The organism is Planosporangium spinosum (assembly GCF_049999945.1).
Classification (GTDB): domain Bacteria; phylum Actinomycetota; class Actinomycetes; order Mycobacteriales; family Micromonosporaceae; genus Planosporangium; species Planosporangium spinosum.
Genome location: NZ_JBLYUB010000032.1, coordinates 38,581 through 58,671 on the forward strand (window position 1 = coordinate 38,581; position 20,091 = coordinate 58,671).

At 71.7% G+C, this 20,091-nt stretch carries 20 protein-coding genes; 13 read left to right on the forward strand and 7 right to left on the reverse strand.

The window, feature by feature from the left end; all coding sequences use genetic code 11:
* The first annotated feature begins 9 nt into the window (after window positions 1–9).
* The 11 genes from ACNTMW_RS29740 to ACNTMW_RS29790 all read left to right on the forward strand — a co-directional run bounded on the left by ACNTMW_RS29740 (window position 10) and on the right by ACNTMW_RS29790 (window position 11,020).
* Window positions 10–231: a hypothetical protein gene (locus ACNTMW_RS29740; RefSeq protein WP_426637247.1), complete on the forward strand. Its 222-nt coding sequence runs from the start codon at window positions 10–12 to the stop codon at window positions 229–231.
* Window positions 224–1,477 (forward strand): acetyl-CoA hydrolase/transferase family protein, encoded by a 1,254-nt coding sequence (locus ACNTMW_RS29745; RefSeq protein ID WP_426637248.1) that lies wholly within the window; start codon window positions 224–226, stop codon window positions 1,475–1,477. Before ACNTMW_RS29740 ends, ACNTMW_RS29745 begins: the two co-directional genes overlap by 8 nt.
* Window positions 1,474–2,685 carry an acetyl-CoA C-acetyltransferase gene (locus ACNTMW_RS29750; protein WP_426637249.1) on the forward strand — a complete coding sequence of 404 codons (1,212 nt, stop codon included), beginning with the start codon at window positions 1,474–1,476 and terminating at the stop codon, window positions 2,683–2,685. Before ACNTMW_RS29745 ends, ACNTMW_RS29750 begins: the two co-directional genes overlap by 4 nt.
* Window positions 2,682–4,067, forward strand: a complete 1,386-nt coding sequence (locus tag ACNTMW_RS29755) for an OB-fold domain-containing protein (protein ID WP_426637251.1) — start codon at window positions 2,682–2,684, stop codon at window positions 4,065–4,067. Before ACNTMW_RS29750 ends, ACNTMW_RS29755 begins: the two co-directional genes overlap by 4 nt.
* Window positions 4,064–5,257 (forward strand): acetyl-CoA acetyltransferase, encoded by a 1,194-nt coding sequence (locus ACNTMW_RS29760; protein WP_426637252.1) that lies wholly within the window; start codon window positions 4,064–4,066, stop codon window positions 5,255–5,257. Before ACNTMW_RS29755 ends, ACNTMW_RS29760 begins: the two co-directional genes overlap by 4 nt.
* A 106-nt stretch (window positions 5,258–5,363) precedes the next feature.
* Window positions 5,364–6,248 (forward strand): enoyl-CoA hydratase/isomerase family protein, encoded by an 885-nt coding sequence (locus tag ACNTMW_RS29765; protein WP_426637253.1) that lies wholly within the window; start codon window positions 5,364–5,366, stop codon window positions 6,246–6,248.
* 2 nt (window positions 6,249–6,250) lie between these two features.
* Window positions 6,251–7,411: an acyl-CoA dehydrogenase family protein gene (locus ACNTMW_RS29770; protein WP_426637255.1), complete on the forward strand. Its 1,161-nt coding sequence runs from the start codon at window positions 6,251–6,253 to the stop codon at window positions 7,409–7,411.
* A gap of 74 nt (window positions 7,412–7,485) precedes the next feature.
* Window positions 7,486–8,805: a phytoene desaturase family protein gene (locus tag ACNTMW_RS29775; RefSeq protein WP_426637256.1), complete on the forward strand. Its 1,320-nt coding sequence runs from the start codon at window positions 7,486–7,488 to the stop codon at window positions 8,803–8,805.
* A gap of 36 nt (window positions 8,806–8,841) precedes the next feature.
* Window positions 8,842–9,033 (forward strand): ferredoxin, encoded by a 192-nt coding sequence (locus ACNTMW_RS29780; RefSeq protein WP_426637257.1) that lies wholly within the window; start codon window positions 8,842–8,844, stop codon window positions 9,031–9,033.
* Window positions 9,030–10,247: an NAD(P)/FAD-dependent oxidoreductase gene (locus ACNTMW_RS29785; protein WP_426637258.1), complete on the forward strand. Its 1,218-nt coding sequence runs from the start codon at window positions 9,030–9,032 to the stop codon at window positions 10,245–10,247. The genes ACNTMW_RS29780 and ACNTMW_RS29785 overlap by 4 nt, the downstream gene beginning before the upstream one ends.
* Window positions 10,248–10,294: 47 nt before the next feature.
* The gene (locus ACNTMW_RS29790) at window positions 10,295–11,020 is read left to right on the forward strand and encodes a nitroreductase (protein WP_426637259.1); all 726 of its coding nucleotides are present in this window, start codon (window positions 10,295–10,297) and stop codon (window positions 11,018–11,020) included.
* 44 nt (window positions 11,021–11,064) lie between these two features.
* Here the strand turns inward: ACNTMW_RS29790 and ACNTMW_RS29795 are convergent, their stop codons facing one another.
* The 5 genes from ACNTMW_RS29795 to ACNTMW_RS29815 form a co-directional block, all read right to left on the reverse strand.
* Window positions 11,065–11,577 carry an FBP domain-containing protein gene (locus ACNTMW_RS29795; protein WP_426637260.1) on the reverse strand — a complete coding sequence of 171 codons (513 nt, stop codon included), beginning with the start codon at window positions 11,575–11,577 and terminating at the stop codon, window positions 11,065–11,067.
* 161 nt (window positions 11,578–11,738) lie between these two features.
* Window positions 11,739–13,022: an FAD-dependent oxidoreductase gene (locus tag ACNTMW_RS29800; protein ID WP_426637261.1), complete on the reverse strand. Its 1,284-nt coding sequence runs from the start codon at window positions 13,020–13,022 to the stop codon at window positions 11,739–11,741.
* Between the two features lie 11 nt (window positions 13,023–13,033).
* Entirely contained in the window at window positions 13,034–13,738 is a 705-nt protein-coding gene (locus ACNTMW_RS29805; RefSeq protein ID WP_426637262.1) for a maleylpyruvate isomerase family mycothiol-dependent enzyme, read from the reverse strand.
* Complete coding sequence (locus ACNTMW_RS29810; protein ID WP_426637263.1) at window positions 13,738–14,583, reverse strand: fumarylacetoacetate hydrolase family protein; 846 nt, start codon at window positions 14,581–14,583, stop codon at window positions 13,738–13,740. Before ACNTMW_RS29810 ends, ACNTMW_RS29805 begins: the two co-directional genes overlap by 1 nt.
* Window position 14,584: 1 nt before the next feature.
* Window positions 14,585–15,721: a cupin domain-containing protein gene (locus ACNTMW_RS29815; RefSeq protein ID WP_426637264.1), complete on the reverse strand. Its 1,137-nt coding sequence runs from the start codon at window positions 15,719–15,721 to the stop codon at window positions 14,585–14,587.
* A gap of 59 nt (window positions 15,722–15,780) precedes the next feature.
* Between ACNTMW_RS29815 and ACNTMW_RS29820 the strand changes: the two genes are divergently transcribed.
* Entirely contained in the window at window positions 15,781–16,536 is a 756-nt protein-coding gene (locus ACNTMW_RS29820; RefSeq protein WP_426637265.1) for an IclR family transcriptional regulator, read from the forward strand.
* A 21-nt stretch (window positions 16,537–16,557) separates the two neighbouring features.
* On the opposite strand, the gene ACNTMW_RS29825 is transcribed toward ACNTMW_RS29820, so the two are convergent.
* Window positions 16,558–17,181, reverse strand: coding sequence for a TetR/AcrR family transcriptional regulator (locus ACNTMW_RS29825; RefSeq protein WP_426637267.1), 624 nt, complete (start codon window positions 17,179–17,181; stop codon window positions 16,558–16,560).
* Window positions 17,182–17,374: 193 nt separating this feature from the next.
* Between ACNTMW_RS29825 and ACNTMW_RS29830 the strand changes: the two genes are divergently transcribed.
* The gene (locus tag ACNTMW_RS29830) at window positions 17,375–18,985 is read left to right on the forward strand and encodes an MFS transporter (protein WP_426637268.1); all 1,611 of its coding nucleotides are present in this window, start codon (window positions 17,375–17,377) and stop codon (window positions 18,983–18,985) included.
* Window positions 18,986–19,432: 447 nt separating this feature from the next.
* Here the strand turns inward: ACNTMW_RS29830 and ACNTMW_RS29835 are convergent, their stop codons facing one another.
* Entirely contained in the window at window positions 19,433–20,020 is a 588-nt protein-coding gene (locus ACNTMW_RS29835) for a TetR/AcrR family transcriptional regulator (protein WP_426637269.1), read from the reverse strand.
* Window positions 20,021–20,091 lie beyond the last annotated feature (71 nt).

A 20,091-nucleotide genomic window follows, 5' to 3' on the forward strand; every position in this document is an offset into this window, starting at 1 on the left:
GCGCCCACGGTGGATCAGTGGATCATCACGAGCGAGTTCGCGGAGGTGGCGGTCAGTCTCGACACGACCGCCAACGGGCCGCGCCTGCGGCTGGAGGATCTGCGCGGCGACCGGGTCCGCTACCTGGACGCGCTGGAACTGGAGACCATCGCCTGGCTGCCCGCGAGCCGGCTGCAGGAGCTGCTGGACCCGTCGGTCGGTCGATGGAGTGACAGAGCCGGCGATGACTGAGGTCCTGGACGGGATCGGGCGGCTGGACCTCACGTCCTATGTACGGCCGGGTGACGCGGTCATGTGGGGGCAGGCCTGTGCCGAGCCGCTCACCCTCACCGAACGGCTCATCGCGCAGCGCGCCGCGATCGGCGGGTTCCGGTGCTTCCTCGGCGTGCCCGCGTCGGACACGATCCGGCCGGAGCACGCCGACCACGCGTCGTTCCTGTCCTACTGTGGCAGCGGCGGCAACCGGGCGCTGTACCGGGCCGGTCTCCTGGACATCCTGCCGTGCCACTACTCGGTGCTGCCGGACCTCATCGCCAGCGGGGCGCTCCGCGTCGACGTCGCCCTGGTCCAGTTGCCGCCCGCGGACGCGGCCGGCCGCTACAGCCTCGGCCTGGCCGACGAGTACCTGTCGGCGGCGATCGACGCCGCGCGCGTCGTCATCGCCGAGGTGAACGACCAGGTGCCCGCCACGCACGGCACCCGGACGCTCACCGACGCCGACCTGGACGTGGTCGTGCACACCTCCCGGCCGCCGGCGGCGCTCACCCACAAGGAGCCGGGCGCCGCCGAGCAGCGGGTGGCCGACCACGTCGCGGCGCTGATCGAGGACGGGTCGACCCTGCAGTTCGGGCTCGGCGCGCTGCCCGAGGCGATCGTCGCCCGGCTCGCCGACCGCCGTGACCTCGGCATCCACTCAGGACAGATCGGTGACGGCGTCGCCGACCTGATGGAGGCCGGGGTGATCACCAACGCCCGCAAGACGGTCGACCGGGGCCGTACCGTCACCGGCGCGCTCATGGGCACCGCTCGGCTGTTCCGGTACGCCGACCGCAACCCGGCGATCGAGCTACGCGACACCCGCTACACCCACGACCCCGCGGTGCTGGCGGCACAGGAACGCTTCGTCGCGATCAACTCGGCGATCGAGGTCGACCTCACCGGACAGGTCAACGCCGAACTGGCGCGCGGCACGTACGTCGGCGCCGTCGGCGGCGCGATCGATTTCCTGCGCGGGGCCGCCCGCTCCCGCGGCGGCCTGCCCATCGTGGCGCTGCCCGCCACCGCGGGGCCGGCGAGCCGGATCGTGGCGACGCTGAGCGGGCCGGTCAGCACGCCCCGCGCCGACGCCGGGATCATCGTCACCGAGTACGGCGTCGCGGATCTGCGTGGGCTGTCCCTCGACGAACGCCGGGCCCGGATGCTCGCCATCGCCCACCCCGACCATCGTCCCGCGCTCGAGAAGGAGTGTTCCCCATGAGAAGAGCCGCGATCGTCGCCCCGGCCCGTACCCCGGTCGGGACATTCGGTGGCACCCTGCGCCCGGTGCCGGTGGAGGACCTTGCGGCCACCGTCATCAAGGCGGTGGTCGAGCGGTCGGGCATCGATCCCGCGCGGATCGAGGACGTCGTGCTGGCTCAGTCGTACGCCAACTCCGAGACGCCCGCCGTGGGTCGATGGGCCGCCCTGCACGCCGGCCTGCCGGTCGCCGTCCCCGGCTTCCAGCTCGACCGGCGCTGCGGCGGCGGCCTGCAGGCCGTGGTGACCGCCGCGATGATGGTGCAGACCGGCGCCGCCGACGCCGTGCTGGCCGGTGGCGTGGAGAGCATGAGCAACGTCGAGCACTATTCCACGCAGGTCCGCTGGGGTAGCCGGTCCGGTGGCGCGCAGCTGTACGACCGGCTGGACCGGGGCCGCGAGCGCTCCCAGCCGGAGTGGCGGTTCGGCCACATCTCCGGGATGATCGAGACGGCCGAGAACCTGGCCCGCGAGTACGGGATCAGCCGCGAGCAGGCCGACGAGTACGCCGCCGGCAGCCACCGCCGGGCCGCCGCCGCGTGGGAGTCGGGCGCCTTCGACGACGAGGTCGTCCCGGTGACCGTGCCGGTACGGCGCGGCGACCCGCTGACGTTCTCCCGGGACGAGGGCATCCGGCCGGACAGTACGGTCGAGACGCTGGCGAAGCTGCGCACGATCATGCCGGGCGGCATCGTGACCGCCGGGAACTCCAGCCAGCAGAACGACGCCGCCGCGGCCTGCCTGGTGGTCGCCGAGGACAAGCTCGACGAGCTGGGCCTCACCCCGATGGGGTTCCTGGTCGGCTGGGCGGCCGCCGGCTGCGAGCCCGCCACCATGGGCATCGGGCCGGTGCCCGCGGTGGCCAGACTGTTCGCGAAGACCGGCGTCACCTTCGACGACATCGACCTGATCGAGCTGAACGAGGCGTTCGCCTGCCAGGTGCTCGCTGTGCTCAAGGGCTGGGGCTTCGACGGCCCGGCCGACGTGAGCGACCGGCTCAACGTCAACGGGTCGGCCATCTCGCTCGGGCACCCGATCGGCGCGACCGGGGCGCGCATGCTCACCACGATGCTGCACGAGCTGCGCCGCAGTGGCGGCCGGTACGGGCTGGAGACCATGTGCGTCGGCGGCGGCCAGGGGATGGCGGCGCTGTTCGAGGCGGCGTCATGAGCGCGCCGGTCGTACCGACCGGGATCGTCGCGTACGCCAGCTACCTTCCGCGGCACCGGCTGCGGCACGCGGACCTGGGTGCCGTGCTCGGTACCAAGGCCGGTCCCGGGTCGCGGGTGGCCGCCTCGTTCGACGAGGACAGCACCACGCTCGGAGTCGAAGCCGCCCGGCGGGTGGCCGGGGAACGGCCCGAGATGATCTTCTTCGCCACCACCTCGCCGGCGTACCTGGACAAGACCAACGCCGCGACCGTGCACGCGGCCCTCGGCGCGGGCCACGACGGCCTCGCCGTCGACCTGGCCGGCTCGGCGCGCTCCGGTACGGGCGCGCTGCTCGCCGCCGCCGCGACGGGCGGTCTCGCCGTCCTCGCCGATGTGCGGACCGGCCTGCCGGGCTCGGTCGACGAGCGCGACGGCGCGGACGGCGCGGTGGCGTTCCGGTTCGGTGCGCCCGAGGAGGCGATCGCCGCGGTCGTCGCCCGCGCGTCGGTGACGGCCGAGTTCCTCGACCGCTGGCGCCTGCCCGGTGAGCCGGCCGCCCGGCGGTGGGAGGACCGGTTCGGGCTGGAGAGCTACCTGCCGCTGGTGAGACAGGCGGGGCAGCGGGCGCTCCAGGAGGCCGGTGTCGCCGACCCCGACCACGTCGTGGTCTCCTCGCCGAACCCGCAGGTGGTCAAGCGGGCGGCCGGCATCTTCCCGGCGCGGGTACCGGCCGGCACGGTGCCGGGCCACGCGGGCGCGGCCGACGTCGGCCTGGGCCTGGCGGGCGTCCTGGACCGGGCGGCGCCGGGCGAGCACGTCCTCGTCCTGTCTGCTGTGGACGGGTGTGACGCGCTGGTGCTGCGGGTCACCGACCGCATCGCGCGCGGACGCCAGGCCCGCCCGCTGTCGGCGCAACTCGCCGCCGGGCGCGACGTCCCGTACGCCACCTACCTGACCTGGCGTGGCCTGCTCGACCGCGAGCCGCCGCGGCGGCCCGAGCCGGACCTGCCGGCCGCGCCGCCCTCGGCCCGGTCGCAGGCGTGGAAGTTCGCGTTCACCGGGTCTCGGTGCCGCCGCTGCGACTTCGTGCACCTGCCGCCGGCGCGCGTGTGCAAGAAATGTTCCACTGTGGACGACATGGAGCCGCTCCCGCTGGCCGGGCGGCGGGGGACGGTGGCCACCTTCACCGCCGACCGGCTGGCGTACTCGCCGTCGCCGCCGCTGATCGACGTGGTGGTCGACTTCGACGGCGGCGGGCGGTACACGATGGAGCTGGCGGACGCCGCGCCGGACGAGGTGGCCATCGGGATGCGGGTCGAGCCGACGTTCCGCAGGCTCTACACGGCCGATGGGATGCACAACTACTTCTGGAAGGTGCGGCCCGTGGAGGACGAGAAATGAGCGCCCGGGGGATCTCAGACCAGGTCGCGATCGTCGCGATGGGCTGCACCCGGTTCGGCGAGCGCTGGGCGGCCTCCGCCGACGACCTGCTGATCGAGGCGGTGCAGGAGTGCCTCGCCGCCGTGCCGGGCACGGATCTCGCGGACGTGGAGGCGTTCTGGCTCGGCACGCTCGGCACGGGCCAGTCCGGTCTCACCCTCAGCCGGGCGCTCGGCCTGGACTACCGCCCGGTCACCCGGGTGGAGAACTACTGCGCGACCGGTTCGGAGGCGTTCCGCAACGCCTGCTACGCGGTGGCGTCCGGGGCGTATGACCGGGTCATGGCGGTCGGGGTGGAGAAGCTCAAGGACTCCGGCTACTCCGGGCTGACCCGTTCGGACCCGCCCGGGGACGGCACCGCCCCGGAGAACTCGCTCACCGCGCCGGCCGCGTTCTCGCTGCTGGACCCGGCCTACTGCGCGAGGTACGGCGTCGACCCCGCCGACATGCGGGCCGCCATGACCCACGTGGCCTGGAAGAACCACGCCAACGGGGCGCTCAACCCGAAGGCGCAGTTCCGGTCGGTGGTGTCCAAGGAGAAGATCGCCGCGGCGCCGCTGGTGGCCGGGCGGCTCGGGGTGTTCGACTGCTCCGGGGTCTCCGACGGCGCGGCCTGCGCGCTGATCGTGCGCGCCGAGGACGCCCACCGGTACACCGACCGCCCGATCCTGGTGAAGGCGCTGTCGCTGACGGCCGGGCCGGGTCGCGCGGCGATGGACGCGGACTACGACTACACCACCTTCCCGGAGGTCGTGCGCAGCGCCGAGGACGCGTACCGGCAGGCCGGGATCACCGATCCGCGCAACCAGATCTCGTTGGCGGAGGTCCACGACTGCTTCACGCCCACCGAGGTGGTGCTGATGGAGGACCTGGGCTTCGCCGAGCGGGGCAGGGCCTGGCGGGACATCCTCGACGGCGCCTTCGAGCGCGGCGGGCGGCTGCCGGTCAACCCGGACGGCGGCCTGAAGTCCTTCGGCCACCCGGTCGGTGCCAGCGGGCTGCGCATGCTGTACGAGTGCTGGCTGCAGTTCCGGGGCGAGGCGGGGGAGCGGCAGCTGGCCGATCCGACGCTCGCGCTGACCCACAACCTCGGTGGCCGTCCGGGCGCGTGCGTGTCGTTCGTGTCGGTGGTCGGTACCGAGCCGGGCTGACCGGTCACCGGCCCTGGTTGCCGGTGACCTGACGCCCGTGTCTGGTGTCGTCGCGGCCGGGGAGTGGTACATTTTCTATTATATTTTAGATTAACTTGGAGGTCGCATGGCGCCGAACACCGTGCCGCCGGACGCGACGCCGCCCGCCGCCGGGCGTCCGGGTGCCGCACCGGGACCGCGGGACGCGGCCGCAGCCGGGCCGCGGGGCCCGGTGGTCGAGGTGGACCTCACCGACGGCGTGGCCCACGTCCGGCTCAACCGGCCGGACGCCCGCAACGCCCTCGACGCCGCCATGGCCGCCGGCCTGCGCGACGCCGCGAGGCGCTGCGCCGAGGCGGACGGGCTGCGGGCGGTCCTGATCAGCGGCGCCGGTCCGGTCCTCACGGTCGGCGGGGACATCGCGGTGTTCGCCTCGGCGACCGACCGCCGCCGGCCGGGCCTCATGCGCGACATGGCGGCCCTCTACCACGAGGCCCTGCAAGGGTTCCTGCGCCTGGACGCCCCGATCGTCTGCGCCGCGCACGGCGCGGTGGCCGGTGGCGGGCTCGGCCTGCTCTACGTCGCCGACCTGGTGCTTGCCGCCGAGGGCACCCGGTTCGCGCTCGGCTACGCGGCACTCGGGCTGTCCAGCGACGCCGGCAGCTCCTGGTTCCTGCCCCGGCTGGTCGGGCCGAAGCGGGCCGCCGAACTGTACTTCGAGCAGCGCGTGCTCAACGCCCACGAGGCCACGGAGTGGGGGCTGGTCTCGCGCGTCGTTCCGGCCGACGCGCTCCCGGAGGAGGCGCTGGCGGTCGCCCGGCGCCTGGCCGCGGGCCCGACCCGGGCCTACGCCGAGATGCGCCACCTGCTCAACGACTCCGGCAACCAGAGCCTGAGCGACCACCTCGCCGCAGAGGAGCGGGCCATGTACCGCACCGCGGCCACCGTCGACGCGGCCGAGGGCATCGCCGCGTTCGCCGGCAAGCGTGAACCCCACTACCAGGGATGGTGACAATGACCGGATTCATCGTCGACAGCGAGGAGCACGCGCTGCTCCGCGAGAGCGTTGGCAAGATCGCGAAGCGGTACGGCCACGCGTACTACGCCGACCGGGCGCGCGCCGGCGACCGGGTCGACGAACTGTGGGCCGAGCTGGGGGAGGGCGGCTTCCTCGGCGTGCACCTGCCGGAGGAGTACGGCGGCGGCGGAGGCGGCCTGCGCGAGTACGGGGTGGTGCTGGAGGAGCTGGCGGCGCACGGCATGCCGCTGCTGATGGGCGTCATCTCGCCGGCCATCACCGGTTCGATCGTGTGGCGGCACGGCTCCGAGGAGATGAAGCGCGAGTGGCTGCCCGGCATGGCCGCCGGCACCCGGAAGATGGCGTTCGCGCTGACCGAGCCCGACGCCGGGTCCAACAGCCACCAGGTCAGCACCACCGCGCGCGCCGACGGCGACGGCTGGCGGCTGAACGGCGCCAAGTACTACATCTCCGGGGTCGACGAGTCCGAGGCGCTGCTGGTGGTGGCGCGCGACGGCGAACCGGGTGCGTCCGGCCGCAGCCCGCTGTCGCTGTTCGTGGTGCCCACCGACGCTCCCGGCCTGCGGTACCAGCACATCCCGACCGAGCTGGTCGTTCCGGAGAAGCAGTTCATGGTCTTCTTCGACGACGTGCGGATCGGGCCGGAGGCGCTGATCGGCGAGGCCGGGCGGGGGCTGCGGCAGGTGTTCGCCGGCCTCAACCCCGAGCGCATCCTGGCCGCCTCGCTGAGCAACGGCATCGGCCGGTACGCGCTGGACAAGGCCGTCGGCTACGCCCGGGAACGGCAGGTGTGGTCGGTCCCGATCGGCGCACACCAGGGCGTGTCGCACCCGCTCGCGGAGGCGTACATCGCGGTGGAGCTGGCGCGGCTGGCCACCGCCCGCGCGGCGGAGCTGTACGACACCGGCCAGGACGCCGCCGAGGCGGCCAACATCGCCAAGTTCGCCGCCGCCGACGCCTCGCTGAAGGCGCTCGACCAGTCCATCCAGACGCACGGCGGCAACGGGCTGTCCCGCGAGTACGGCCTGGCCGACCTGTGGTTCGCGGCCCGGTTGCTGCGCACCGCGCCGGTCAGCCGGGAGATGGTGCTCAACTACGTCGCCCAGCACAGCCTGCGGCTGCCCGCCTCCTACTAGCCCCCGCACCGGCCCCTCGGCCGGCGCCGCCGGGCGCCGACCGGGGCCGGACCGACAACGAAAGAGACTCATCGATGGCAGGGGTAACTGTGCAGAACTTCGACGCCGTGGTGATCGGGGCGGGGGCGGGCGGCCTGTGTGCCGCGGCGCGCCTGTCGCACCTCGGCTACCGCACCCTGGTGGTCGAGCGGCTGGACCGGGTCGGCGGGCGCGCGTCCACGTACGACATCGACGGCTTCAAGGTCAACAACGGCGCCATCGTACTGGAGCTCGGGGGCGTCACCGAGGAGACCTTCGCGGAGGTCGGCGCGCCGTACGACGTCCGCATGCCCAAGCCCCCGATCCTCTACCGGATCGGCGGCAAGGACATCGACGTGACCGGCGGCGGCTGGGGCTTCCTGCTGGGCAAGCTGACCCGGCAGGGCGCCAAGCTCGTCAAGGGGCTGGGCGCGGCCCGCGAGGACAGCGGGCTGCCGGAGGCCGAGCTGACCACGGCCGAGTGGGTGTCGAAGTACACCAAGAACGAGAACGTCCACGGGATGTTCCGCAACATGTGCGGCTCCATCTTCGCGGTGGGCTCCGAGGAGCTGCCCGCCCGGGTCTTCCTCACGTACTTCACCCGCAAGAGCGCCTTCAAGAAGTTCGGCTACCACCCGGAGGGCACCATCGGCGTGTGGCGGGCCCTGGCCGATGTGGTGACCCGCAACGGCGGCGAGGTCTGGCTGAACAGCGAGGCGCGCGGGCTGACCGTCACCGACGGCCTGGTCACCGCGGTCACGGTCGACCGCGGCGGCGAGACCGTCGAGGTCGGCTGCCGGGTCGCGCTCAGCGACGCCGGGCCGGTGGCCACCGTCGACCTGGTCGGCGCGGACAACCTGCCCGCCGACTACCGCGAGGAGGTACAGCGGCGCGACCGGCCGTCGGCGATGATCACGGTGAACATCGCCAGCCAGGAACGGCTGATCGAGGCCCCGGGCATGCTGAGCTTCGGCAAGACCCGGCGGCTGTGCTACGTCGCCAACTTCACCGACCTGTGCCCGGAGATGGCCCCGGCGGGCTGGCACCTGTACGCCGCCGCCGGGGTGCCCAAGCCCGCGGTCGGTGACTTCGACGAGCAGGCCGAGACCGAACTGGTCATGCAGGACCTGCGCGAGCAGGTACCCGGCTTCGACCGCGCGCGTGTGCTGTCGGTCGCGGTGACGCGCGACAGTTGGCCGCCGCAGCGTGCCGTCGCCGGCTACGACCTCGCCCCCGCCACCCCGATCCCGAACCTGTGGAACCTCGGGGACGGGGTCAAGGAGTACGCCAACGGCGGCACCACCGCGTGCGCCGAGACCGCCAAGCTCGTCGTCGAGCGGATCACCGAGCGTTACCCCGTCGCGGCCGGCCGCTGAGCCGCGCCACGGGAAAGATTCACCGAAGGAGAACCAATGAAGATCATCGTGGACCGGAGCAAGTGCACCGGCCTCGGCATCTGCGAGTCGCTGGCCCCCAACTGCTTCGAGATCGACGACGCCGGTGACCTGGTGCTGCTCACCGAGACGGTGTCCGACGACGACCTCGACGGGGTCCGGCAGGCGGTCGAGGGCTGCCCTACCGAGGCACTGCGGCTGGAGCCATGAGCGACCGGTCCCTCGTCGTCGTCGGCGCCTCCCTCGCCGGCCTGCGGGCCGTCGAGGCGGCCCGCAAGAGCGGCTTCGACGGTGCGATCACCCTCATCGGCGCCGAGCCCCACCTGCCGTACGACCGGCCGCCACTGTCCAAGACGTTCCTCGACGGAACGGACCTGCCCGCGTTCCGCAGCGAGGAGACGCTCCGCGACGAACTCGGCACCCGGCTCGTCCTCGGTGCGGCGGCGACCGCGGTGGACACCACGGCCCGGACGGTGCGGGCCGGCGGCCAGGAGTTCGGCTACGACGGCCTGGTGATCGCCACCGGAGCCGCCGCCCGTACCCTCCCGGGCACGGAGGGGCTGGCCGGCGTCCACGCCCTGCGTACCCGCGACGACGCGCTGGCCGTACGGTCCGCGCTCGACGCCGGTGCCCGTACGGTCGTGGTCGGAGCCGGGTTCATCGGCTCCGAGGTCGCTTCGGCCGCCCACAAGCGGGGCCTGGCCGTGACGATCGTCGAGGCGCTGCCGACCCCGCTGGTACGCGCCGTCGGCGACGTCATGGGCCGGGCATGCGCCGCCCTGCACACGCGCCGCGGCACCGAGCTGAGGTGCGGCGTCGGCGTGGCGGCGGTGGAGGGCGACGGACGGGTCGAACGGGTCCGGCTCACCGACGGCACGGTGCTCCCGGCGGACCTCGTGGTGGTCGGCATCGGCGCGGCGCCCGCCACCGGCTGGCTCGACGGGTCCGGGCTGACCCTCGACAACGGCATCGTCTGCGACGAGACCCTGTTCACCGGAGTGCCCGGGGTGTACGCCGCCGGTGACGTGGCCCGCTGGTACAACCCGCTGTTCGGCCGGCACATGCGGCTGGAGCACTGGACCAGCGCCGCCGAGCAGGGTGCGGTGGCGGCGCGCAACGCGCTCGACCCGGCGAACGCCGGACCGTACGCGACCGTCCCGTACTTCTGGTCGGACTGGTACGACTCCCGCATCCAGTTCGTCGGGGTTCCGGCGACCGACGAGGTGCGCGTGGTCGACGGCGACGTCGACGGGGACCGCTTCGTCGCCCTCTACCGGGAGGGCGACCGCCTGGCCGGGGTGCTCACCATGAACGGCCAGGCCCAGATCATGAAATACCGTGGGCTGATCATGCGAGGCGCGTCCTGGGAGGACGGCCTGGAATTCGCCGAGCGCCGCCGGACCGCGGCCCTGGGTGCGGCGTGAGCCCCGCGGCCGGCCCGGCCCTGACGCGACAGGAAGGATGGTCAACCGTGACCGTCAACGAGATCGACCGGGACGGGTCGGCCGCCGCCGAACGGCCCGCCGGGCTCGACGACGCGCTGGAGCGGATCCTGGCCGGGCGGTACAGCTGCCGGGCGTTCCGCCCCGAGCCGGTGCCGCGGCAGCGGATCGAGCGGATGTTCACGCTCGCCCAGCGGACCGCGTCCTGGTGCAACTCCCAGGCCTGGCAGGTGATCCTGACCAGTGGCGAGGCGACCGAGCGGTTTCGCGCCGCGCTGTACGCCGCGGCCTCGGCCGGGCCGGGGCGTTCGGACGTCCCCGAGCCGGCCGAGTACCGCGGCGTGTACCAGACAAGGCGGCGGGAGGCGGGCTACGGCCTGTACCACAGCCTGGGCATCGACCGGGCCGACTACGCGGCGCGCGGCCGCCAGATGCTGGAGAACTTCCGCTTCTTCGGCGCCCCGCACGTCGCGGTGATCACGTCGGACCGGTCCCTCGGCCCCTACGGCTACGTCGACTGCGGCGGGTACGTGTCCACCCTGCTGCTGGCCGCGGAGAGCCTGGGCGTCGCTGCGGTACCGCAGGCCGCCATCGCCATGCAGTCCGACGCCGTGCGGGCGCACTTCGGGATCCCGGCCGACCGGGTGATCGTCTGCGGGGTCTCGTTCGGCTACGCCGACGCCGACCACCCGGCGAACTCGTTCCGTACCGGTCGGGAGGAGCTGGCGAACGTCGTCACCTGGCACGACCGGTGACCGCCGGCAATGACGCCAGTCCCTTCGTGGCCGCGTCGCCCCGGTTATCGGCCGGCGGTGATCCGGCTGGTGAAGGCGGTCAGGTTGATCATCGCCCGGTTGATCCGCTCGTCCAGGGTGAGCGTCTCCTCTCGGCGGGCCAGGCGCATCCTCGGCTGGCGCTTGCCGCGTAGGTACAGCGAGCAAGCCAGGTCGGTGCAGAGGTACTCGCCGACGCTGTTGCCCTGCCGCCCGGCGGCCCCGGCCAGCGGCGCGACGAAGAGTGCCACTCCCGACGCCGCATGTTCGGTCAGGCAGACCCGGCACAGGCTCGACCGCGTCACACTGATCTTGCCCGCCTCGGGCCGGCGCAGCACCACACCGGTCGGGCCGTCCACGCCGGGCACGACCAGCAGCGCCCGCAGCGGGGCGCCCGGGTCGGTCCAGCCGAGGAAGTCCAGGTCGGCCCACGGGACGCCGCCGTCGGCAAAGCCCGCGGGCATCCGGATCCGACTCGCCTCGCCTTTGCTGCAGTTGACGAAGGAGGCCCGGATTTCCTTCTCACCAAGTGGTTCCATGGCCGCCAAGCTAAGCGAACCGTCGCGTACGGTCACCCGCATTTCGGCCTGCCCCGCCGCCCCCGCCCCCGCCGCCCCGGCCAGGTGGACGCCGCGCGATTCTGATTGGCGGCAGGCCCTCCATGTCGAGCACGACCCGGGACGACGGGGACTCGCTCCACTCAGACAGGCGTCTGCACGCGGTCGGCCGCACCCGTCACCGCGGCTGACGCGAGCGGTACGGGCCGAAACATCTCCGGCTCGTCCTCCGGGACGAGGGCGGTCGGGCCGTAGATCCAGTCGATGAAGGAGTAATCGTCGATTGCGCGGTCACGCAGCAGCGTGTTGCGCTGGAGCCGGGCGAGGCCGTCGAGGTGCCACAGGTCACCCCACGCGCGAGCTGTTTCCACCACGCGGCGGCAGTGCTCCGGGCGGACCGCCTGGTACGCCGCCAGGACGCCCGCCCAGTCGACCGTGCCGTACTGGTCCCGGCTCCGCCGAACGTGCTCGCCCAGCACCCAGCCATCCTCGATGGCCATGATCGCCCCCTGAGCCATGTACTGCAGCGGGGGATGCGCGGCATCGCCGAGGAGGGCGATGTTGCCGTGGATCCAGGTCATGATCGGGTCGCGGTCGTACATCCGCCACCACTTGTCGCGCCACATGTGTGGGATCCCCCGCTGGACGAGATCGCAGGTCTTGGCGAACGCGGCGTCGAGCTCGTCCGGAGTACCCCAATCCTGGTCGCCGGCGAGTGCCTTCGGCGACTCGAACACCGCCACCTGGTTGAGGAGCTCACCTCCCCGCAGCCCGTAGTGGACGAAGTGGCAGCGCGGCCCGACGTACACCACGACCTCCGCGAGGTCGACGTACCGGTCGGTGATCTCGGCGACGGGCACCGTGCCCCGGTAGGCGACGTACGCCGAGTTGACCGGCTCGTCGTCGACCAGCAGCTTCCGGGCGACCGAGTGGAGGCCGTCGGCAGCGATCACTACGCCGGCCTCGTGGACGGTGCCATCCGTGAGCGTGACCCTGGCGCCGCTGTCGGTGTTCTCGTACGACGCCGCGTGGGCGTCGGTGACCAGCTCGACCCCGCTGCTCCCGCACGCCCGTAGGAACAGGCCGTGCAGATCGCTGCGGTGGATCACCAGATACGGGGAACCGTAGCGTCGCTCGAGGTCGCGCAGGTCGAGGCGGGTGAGCTCGCTCCCGTCGACGGCGTCCCGCATGACCATCGCAGCGGGTACGACGCCGAGTGACCGTGCCTTGTCGAGGAGGCCGTAGTCGTCGAGGATCCGGGTGCAGTTCGGGGCGAGCTGGATGCCTGCGCCGACCTCACCGAACGAGGCCGCCTGCTCCAGGACGCGAACCCGCAGACCCTGCCGGGTGAGCGAGTACGCGGTGCTGAGGCCACCGATGCCGCCGCCGACGATGAGCACGTCCGGGGCGGTCGCAGGGTTGGTCATGGTGTCCTTCCTCAGAGCCAGGCCGGCAGGTCGGGGGCCGCGGCGTTGTCCGTCGTGGTCAGCCGGTGCGGGCGTCCGGTGAGGTAAGCGGTGATCTCGGGCAGCGGGCCGCACACCGTGACCGGGGTGCCCTCTCCGGGCAGCTCCCACCGCAGACCGTCCGCCTCGAGCACGACCGCCACCGCAGGCGAGGCGCTCCGCTTGGCGACGACCTCGCCGCAGAGGGAGCGCAGGAACGCATCGGGCAGATCCGCGAACGTGAGCCCGGTGCCGAGGTCGATCGCGTGTACGCACACCTCGCGCGCACGCAGCCAAGGGATCTCGGTCGCGGGTACGGTGCGGCCCTGGGCCGTCACCACCGGGTACCGCCACTGCTCGGCGGTGAGCGTGTCCATAGCCGTGCCGAGATCCCGAGCGGAGCCCGACAGCCAGGCGCTGAGCTTGGCGCCAGGGAGCGTCGATCCAGTCTCGATGTCGGCGTTTCGCTGGTCCATCGAGGAGTACATCGGGGTGCGCTCACCGGTGCGCGCCCAATGCACGAGGTTGCCGAGCGCGTCGGCGTTGGCGGCGACGTGCGCCACGAGGTGCTTGCGGGTCCAGCCGGGCAGAGCGCTGGGCTCGGTCATCGCCGGCTCGTCCAGCGCGGCGACCTGCGTGGCGAGCAGCTGGGTTCCGTGCTCGACCCAGTTCAGCGAGTCGGCGTGCGTGCGCGGCATCAGGACTCCTTGACGACCTGGTTGGTGCAGGCGCCGATACCGGCAATCTCGGTCACGACGGTCTCGCCACCCATGAGGTAGACCTTGGGATCGCGGGCGTGGCCGACGCCGGCGGGCGTGCCGGTCGCGATCAGGTCGCCCGGGTTGAGCCGGATGATCGTGGAGATGTACCGCACGAGGTGTACCGGGTCGAACAGCAGCGTGCCGGTGTTGTCCTGCTGCATGACCTGGCCGTCGACGACCGTCTTCACCTCCAGCGCGGGGCGGACGCCGCCGACCTCGTCGGGAGTGACCAGGTAGGGCCCGACCGGGGTCGAGGAGTCCCAGATCTTCCCCTGGGTCCACTCGATGGTGCGGAACTGCCAGTCGCGCACCGACACGTCGTTCATCACGGTGAAGCCGGCGATGGCGTCGGCGGCTTCGTCCTCGGTCGCCCGGCGCACGGGCTTGCCGACGACGACCACGAGCTCGACCTCCCAGTCGAGGGCGTCGGTCTCGGCGGGCTTGGTGATCGGGTCGTTCGCGCCGGTCAGGGTGTCGGCGAACTTCGGAAAGAGCGTCGGGTGGCTGGGAAGCTCCCGCCCCATCTCCTTGATGTGGTTGGTGTAGTTGTGGCCGACGCACACGACCTTCGAGGGGGCCGGCACGACCGGGGCGAAGTCGGCGGTCGCCGCCTCGTACGTCGGGCCGTCCGCGGCCGCTGCCGTTGCCTGCCAGTCGGGCGCGGCGAGGAGCGCACCAAGGTCCGCCACGCCCAGGTCGACGAGGACATCGCCGTCGAGCCGGACAGCGCGGGTGTATTTCCCGCCGTCGTGGTCGGTGAGTCGGATGGTGGCCAGCTTCATGTCAGGCGTCCTTCTGGGTGCGGTTGAGCTGCAGCGCCTCGAAGACGGGCGCGTCGCTGAATCGGAACAGGTCGAGGGCTCCGGAGTCGGAGTCGGAGGAGCCGGCTTCGGAGCGGGCCGAGAACGGCTGCCACGAGGGGACGACGAACAGATCGCCCCGGGCCACCGACCAGGTCTTGTCGCCGACGGTGACCGTGCCCGCGCCGTCGAAGACCTGGAAGACAGAAGAGCCGGTCTCGCGGATCGGGGCGGTCTCGGTGCCGCGGACGATCCGGTGGAACTCCGCCCGGATCGTCGGCAGCACGTCGGCACCGTTGTGAGGATTGCTGTACCGGACCGCCGCGTGGCCGGGCTCGACGGTGCCGCCGTACCCCTCCTTCTCCATCGCCAGCTGGTCGGCGAGGGCGCGGTCGGTGAACTCCCACTTGTAGGCCAGCAGCGGAGAGCCGGGCGTGGGGGCCGGTGCGCCGAGCGGCCGCAGCCCGGGGTGGCCCCAGAGGCGCTCGGCGCGGGACCGGTCGGGTGTGATCCGCTCCTCGTCGCTGATCTCCTCACGGCCGAACTCGAAGAACTGCGCCTCGGTGACGTACTGGAACGGGATGTCGAGGCCGTCGATCCACGCCATCGGCTCGGCGGTCGCGTTGTGGTGCGCGTGCCAGTTCCAGCCGGCCTGCGGTAGGAAGTCGCCGCGCCGCATGGGGACGGCGTCACCACCGACGACCGTCCACACGCCCTCGCCCTCCACGACGAAGCGGAAGGCGTGTTGGGTGTGCCGGTGCTCGGGTGCGTCCTCACCGGGCATCAGGTACTGGATCGCGGCCCAGAGCGTCGGAGTGGCGAACGGGCGCCCACCCAGGGCCGGGTTCGCCAGCGCGATTGCCCGGCGCTCCCCGCCGCGGCCGACCGGCACCAGGTCGCCCGCCTGTGCGGCCAGGCGGCGGAGGTTCTCCCACCGCCACAGGTGCCCAACCGCGCGGGAGCGCGGGTGGGCAGGCATCAGGTCGCCGATCTCGGTCCACAGGGGCACCAGCAGCTCGGACTCGAAGCCGCGGTAGAGCTCCTCGAGGGCGGGCGTGGGCTCAGGCTGGTCAGGTGCCGCCTCGACGGACAGCCGGACGGGAGACGGAGAGGTGGTCATGGGAGAACTGTGCGGGTACCTTCTCTGCAGAACGCGCAATTTCTGGAGACCAGAACGCCATGCCCATTCCCGGCATCAAGAAGCCGCCTCCGTACGCCGTCACCAGCGTCGACCACGCCCTGCGGCTCGCCACGATGCTCCAGCTCGAGGGTGCGCTGACCGTGACCCGGGCGGCCGAGCGGCTGGGTGTCGCGCGGTCGACGGCCCATCGCCTGCTCGCGATGCTGGTCTACCGTGACTTCGCGGTCCAGGGTGAGGACCGCATCTATCGCGCCGGGCCCGTGCTCGAACTCGCGGCGCACTCGCGCTCTGCTACCTCCCGCTTGCGCGAGGTAGCGCTGCCGCATCTTGCCCGGCTGGCCCGTGCGGTCGAGGAGTCGGTCAACCTTGCCGTCCGCACCGGCAGTACGACGCGCTTCGTCGCATCCGTCGAAAGTAGCCAGGCCCTGCGCGTGGGCAGCCGCGAGGGCATGGTCTTTTCCGCGCAGCAGACCACCGCGGGCATGCTGCTCCTGGCCGAGCTGCCGTACGACGACGTCGTGGCACTGCTGGGGGACGAGGCGCCGTCCCGCGGTGAGCTCGGCAAGATCCGGCGCCAGGGATTTGCGGTCAACCAGGGGCGATCCGAGCGCGGGGTCGTGGCGGTCGGTGTGCCGGTGCGCGATCCCGACGGTACGGCACTCGCGGGAGTCTCGGTCTCGCTGCCCTCGGGCCGCTACGAGCGTGAGCGACTGCCGTGGCTGGTCGGGCTGATCAACCGGGCGGCCGGCGGGATCGAAGCTGATCTCGAGGCGCTGTATGCGGGTCGTGAATGAATGAGGCGGCGGTCGCGGCGGTCAGTCCCGCTCCGGCGCCCCGACGATGCCCATCCAGCTCTCAGTGAGCACGTCCAGCATCTCGTCGTGCTCGACGCCCCACTGTCCGGGGGTCCAGCGCCGAGCGACGTAGTCGAGTTCGGTGATCGCAATGACGCTGCGGAAGTGCCGGGTACCCGGGTCGAACCGGTTGGCCCGCTGCAGCCCGTCCTCGATGTCACCAGTGGCCTCTTCCATCCACTCGTCCACCAGTGCCCGGATCTCGGGATCGACGGCTGCCGCCTCGAACGCCGCCGTCGTGTAGGGCCGGATGTCGTCCCAGCGCTGGGACGTGGCGCCCAGCCAGGCGCGGATCCGGGCGCGTGATCCGTCCTGGACCACCGCGACCAGGTCGCGCTCGGTGGTTCCGTGCTCCGGCGAGGGGACCCGGCCGAGCGCCGCGTTGAGCCGCTCGGAGACGAGCGCCTTCATCAGCTCGACCTTGGACGGGAAGTAGGCGTAGAAGGTCACTCGAGTGGTCCCCGCTGCCGAGGCGATGTCGTCGACCGTCGTCGCGGAGTAGCCCTTCGACACGAACAACTCGAGCCCGTGGTCGAGGAGCAGCCGCCGGGTCATTTCCTTCTGCGCCTCACGCAGGCTCGCCATGACCCAAGCCTACGAGACGGCGTCCAAGGTACGTGCGCCGCGACTGAGATGCATACGTTGCGATAGAAAGCTTGACGTAGTGCCAACCGATGTGACACCTTGCACGAAACCCGCGTGATCGCGCTCACGTTTACTTGCGCCTCACGTGGCGGTGTGAGCATCGGCCCCCGGGGCCTCGACAAGGAGCAAAGTCATGACGCAGATCGCTGCGCGCAAGCAGGGCTACACCGCCACGGTGATCGCCGGATGCTTCGCCGTCCTCCTGGCGCAAGTGGCGTACTCGCTGCCCGGTGCCCTCAACGGCACCTTCCAGCAGGAGTTCCAGACCACCGGTGCCGAGCTGACCTGGATCACCGCCGCCTTCGCCATCCCGATGGTCGTCTTCGAGCTGACCACCGGCGTGATCGGCGACCTCTTCGGCCGCAGGCGCCTCCTGCAGGTCGGAGCCCTCCTGACCGTCGGCGGCTCCGTCGTCTGCTACCTCGCGGGGACCGTTCAGGTGCTCTGGGTCGGACAGGTCGTCGCCGGTCTCGGTGCCGCGATCCTCTATCCGATCTCGCTCGCGATGCTCGCCGCGACCAGTCCCACGCAGGCGGCGCGGTCCAAGGCGATCGCACTCTGGGCTGGCTTCCTGTCCATCGGTGCGGCGATCTCGCCGCTCATGGGTGGCACGTTCGCCGCGGCCGGCAACTGGCGAGGCTCCTACCTCGTGGTGATCGGCGCCGCTGTCGTGTCGATCGTCATCTCGCAGCTCGCTGCGGACTCCTCGGCGCCCGAGGGCCGCAAGCTCGACATTCCGGGACAGGTCACCCTTGCCCTCGGCCTGATCGCGGTGCTCTATGCGGCGACGCAGGGTTCCGAGGCTGGCTTCGCTCGGCCCGAGATCATCGGAGCCTTCATCGCGAGTGCCGTGCTGCTCGCCGCCTTCGTCGTGATCGAGCTTCGCACCGAGGTGCCGCTGCTCAACCTCAACCTCTTCGCGAACCGCGCCTACGCGATCGTCGCCATCGCCACGGTCATCGGCATGTTCGCCTTCCTGGCCGTGTGTTACTCGACGAGCATCTGGCTCGGCGCCGTCCAGCACCAGAGCGCCCTGAGGATCGGCATTCTGTTCCTGTTCATCCAGGGGCCTGCGTTCGTGCTCGTTCCGGTCGTTTCCCACCTGATTCGCAATGTCTCCCCGCGCTGGGTCCTGACCGGCGGGTTCGCCCTCATCGGGGTCAGTGGCATCTGGTGCTCCACGTTCGACGTCCACGACCTGACCTGGACCAAGTTCGTGCCGCCGATGCTGGCGCTTGGCATCGGCTTCGCGCTGACTGTCGGCTCCATTACGGCGGTCGCCGTCAACACGGTGCCGCTGCGGCTCGCCGGTATGGCCAGCGCCACCACCAACCTGCTACGCGATTTCGGATTCGCCCTCGGTCCGGTGCTCATCGCGGCGTTCGCGGTCAGCCGGGCCAACAGCGACCTCACCGCCGGCATCGGTAGGGCTATCGGGGAATCCGGGCTCAAGCCGCCGTACACCGACATCGCCGGCGGCATCGCGCACGGAGGCGGAGCGATGGCGATCAACTCGATGCCCGTCGTGCCCGGCGCAGGTCCCGACATGCAGCCGGTGCCGATGCCGGCCAGCCTCCACACGTTGGCGTTCGAGTCGCTCGGCAACGCCTACAACCTGGCGTTCCTCGTGGCTGGGATCTGTGCGGCCGCTGCTGCGCTCCTGACCCTGTTCGGGTTGTTCGGGGCGCGGGCTCCGGAATCGGAGGCCTCGATGGCCGACGAGGAGCTCGTCGCCGCCGGGTGAGCCTGTACCGTGCCAGAACTCGACGTATGAGCCGCGACCCGGTCTTCCGGCGGGTGAAGCATGATCGCCGGACCGGGCGGTGCTGTCCGCGCTGACCAGGTTGCTGCCTCGCGCGCTGCGTGGGCGCCGCATCGTCACCCCGGCGACGGTGCTGGCCTGGCGCCGCCGCCTGGTCAAGCGGCGCTGGACATATCCGAACCGGCCAGGGCGCCCGCCGGTCAGCGACGAGATGAGGGATCTCGTCGCTGACCGGTGGCGCGGGACGGCGTACGGCACGCACGCGTGCGCGCGGCAAGCCGAGCAGGGCCTGAAGGGGTGCGGGTCTGCCTGGTCAGGGAGCTGACCAGGTGCGCGACCAGGTGTCGATCGCGGGCTCCTGGCGTCGGGACACCTGGCGAGGGCGGCTTCAGGGTCTGGAAGTCCCTGAAGCCCGAGGGGGAGTGGGCCTCAGTTGTCCGCGGCGAGCAGGTGGCACCAGGAGTCGGTGAGCTCCTCGAGGCAGATCTCCCGAGGGATGTGCCAGCCGACCGAGAAGTAGCGACGGGACAGGTACTCGAGTTGGCCGAAGGCGAGCTCGCACCGGATGCGGCGGTGCTCGGGAGAGAAGCGATTGGCGCGGTTCAGGCCCTCGGTCATCTGGCCGACGGCGCTCTCGAACCAGCGCTCAGTCTGGAGGGTGACATCCGGCTCGTGGGCCGCCTGGTACGACGCGGTCAGGTAGGGCTTGATCTCGTCCCACTGGGAGAACTTGCGGTCGAGCCAGGTCCGGACCAGGTAGCGGGAACCGGAGGCGACGACGTCGGGGAGGGGTGGGTCGTCGACGCTGGTGAGGATCGCGTCGGCCCGCTCGAGCAGTGCGCTCATCACCTTCGCCTTGGATGCGAAGTGCAGGTAGAAGGTCGCCCTGGTGGAGCCGGCGGCCGTGGCGATGTCGTCGATCGTCGTCGCGGCGTATCCCTTCGCCCCGAACAGCTCGAGGGCCTTCTCGAGGAAGAGCTCGTAGGTCATCCGCTTCTGGGCGGCGCGCAGCGACATGGCCGAAATGCTACCGGGCAATCCACCAACACACCTATCTGGCCATTGGCTTGACATGTTGTAAAGTTGCT

Excerpts from the sequence above, each read along its gene's own strand:
- ACNTMW_RS29745 (WP_426637248.1), top strand. The coding sequence starts at position 224 with ATGACTGAGGTCCTGGACGGGATCGGGCGGCTGGACCTCACGTCCTAT.
- ACNTMW_RS29750 (WP_426637249.1), top strand. The coding sequence starts at position 1,474 with ATGAGAAGAGCCGCGATCGTCGCCCCGGCCCGTACCCCGGTCGGGACA.
- ACNTMW_RS29755 (WP_426637251.1), top strand. The coding sequence starts at position 2,682 with ATGAGCGCGCCGGTCGTACCGACCGGGATCGTCGCGTACGCCAGCTAC.
- ACNTMW_RS29760 (WP_426637252.1), top strand. The coding sequence starts at position 4,064 with ATGAGCGCCCGGGGGATCTCAGACCAGGTCGCGATCGTCGCGATGGGC.
- ACNTMW_RS29765 (WP_426637253.1), top strand. The coding sequence starts at position 5,364 with ATGGCGCCGAACACCGTGCCGCCGGACGCGACGCCGCCCGCCGCCGGG.
- ACNTMW_RS29770 (WP_426637255.1), top strand. The coding sequence starts at position 6,251 with ATGACCGGATTCATCGTCGACAGCGAGGAGCACGCGCTGCTCCGCGAG.
- ACNTMW_RS29775 (WP_426637256.1), top strand. The coding sequence starts at position 7,486 with ATGGCAGGGGTAACTGTGCAGAACTTCGACGCCGTGGTGATCGGGGCG.
- ACNTMW_RS29780 (WP_426637257.1), top strand. The coding sequence starts at position 8,842 with ATGAAGATCATCGTGGACCGGAGCAAGTGCACCGGCCTCGGCATCTGC.
- ACNTMW_RS29785 (WP_426637258.1), top strand. The coding sequence starts at position 9,030 with ATGAGCGACCGGTCCCTCGTCGTCGTCGGCGCCTCCCTCGCCGGCCTG.
- ACNTMW_RS29795 (WP_426637260.1), bottom strand. The coding sequence starts at position 11,577 with ATGGAACCACTTGGTGAGAAGGAAATCCGGGCCTCCTTCGTCAACTGC.
- ACNTMW_RS29800 (WP_426637261.1), bottom strand. The coding sequence starts at position 13,022 with ATGACCAACCCTGCGACCGCCCCGGACGTGCTCATCGTCGGCGGCGGC.
- ACNTMW_RS29805 (WP_426637262.1), bottom strand. The coding sequence starts at position 13,738 with ATGCCGCGCACGCACGCCGACTCGCTGAACTGGGTCGAGCACGGAACC.
- ACNTMW_RS29810 (WP_426637263.1), bottom strand. The coding sequence starts at position 14,583 with ATGAAGCTGGCCACCATCCGACTCACCGACCACGACGGCGGGAAATAC.
- ACNTMW_RS29815 (WP_426637264.1), bottom strand. The coding sequence starts at position 15,721 with ATGACCACCTCTCCGTCTCCCGTCCGGCTGTCCGTCGAGGCGGCACCT.
- ACNTMW_RS29820 (WP_426637265.1), top strand. The coding sequence starts at position 15,781 with ATGCCCATTCCCGGCATCAAGAAGCCGCCTCCGTACGCCGTCACCAGC.
- ACNTMW_RS29825 (WP_426637267.1), bottom strand. The coding sequence starts at position 17,181 with ATGGCGAGCCTGCGTGAGGCGCAGAAGGAAATGACCCGGCGGCTGCTC.
- ACNTMW_RS29830 (WP_426637268.1), top strand. The coding sequence starts at position 17,375 with ATGACGCAGATCGCTGCGCGCAAGCAGGGCTACACCGCCACGGTGATC.
- ACNTMW_RS29835 (WP_426637269.1), bottom strand. The coding sequence starts at position 20,020 with ATGTCGCTGCGCGCCGCCCAGAAGCGGATGACCTACGAGCTCTTCCTC.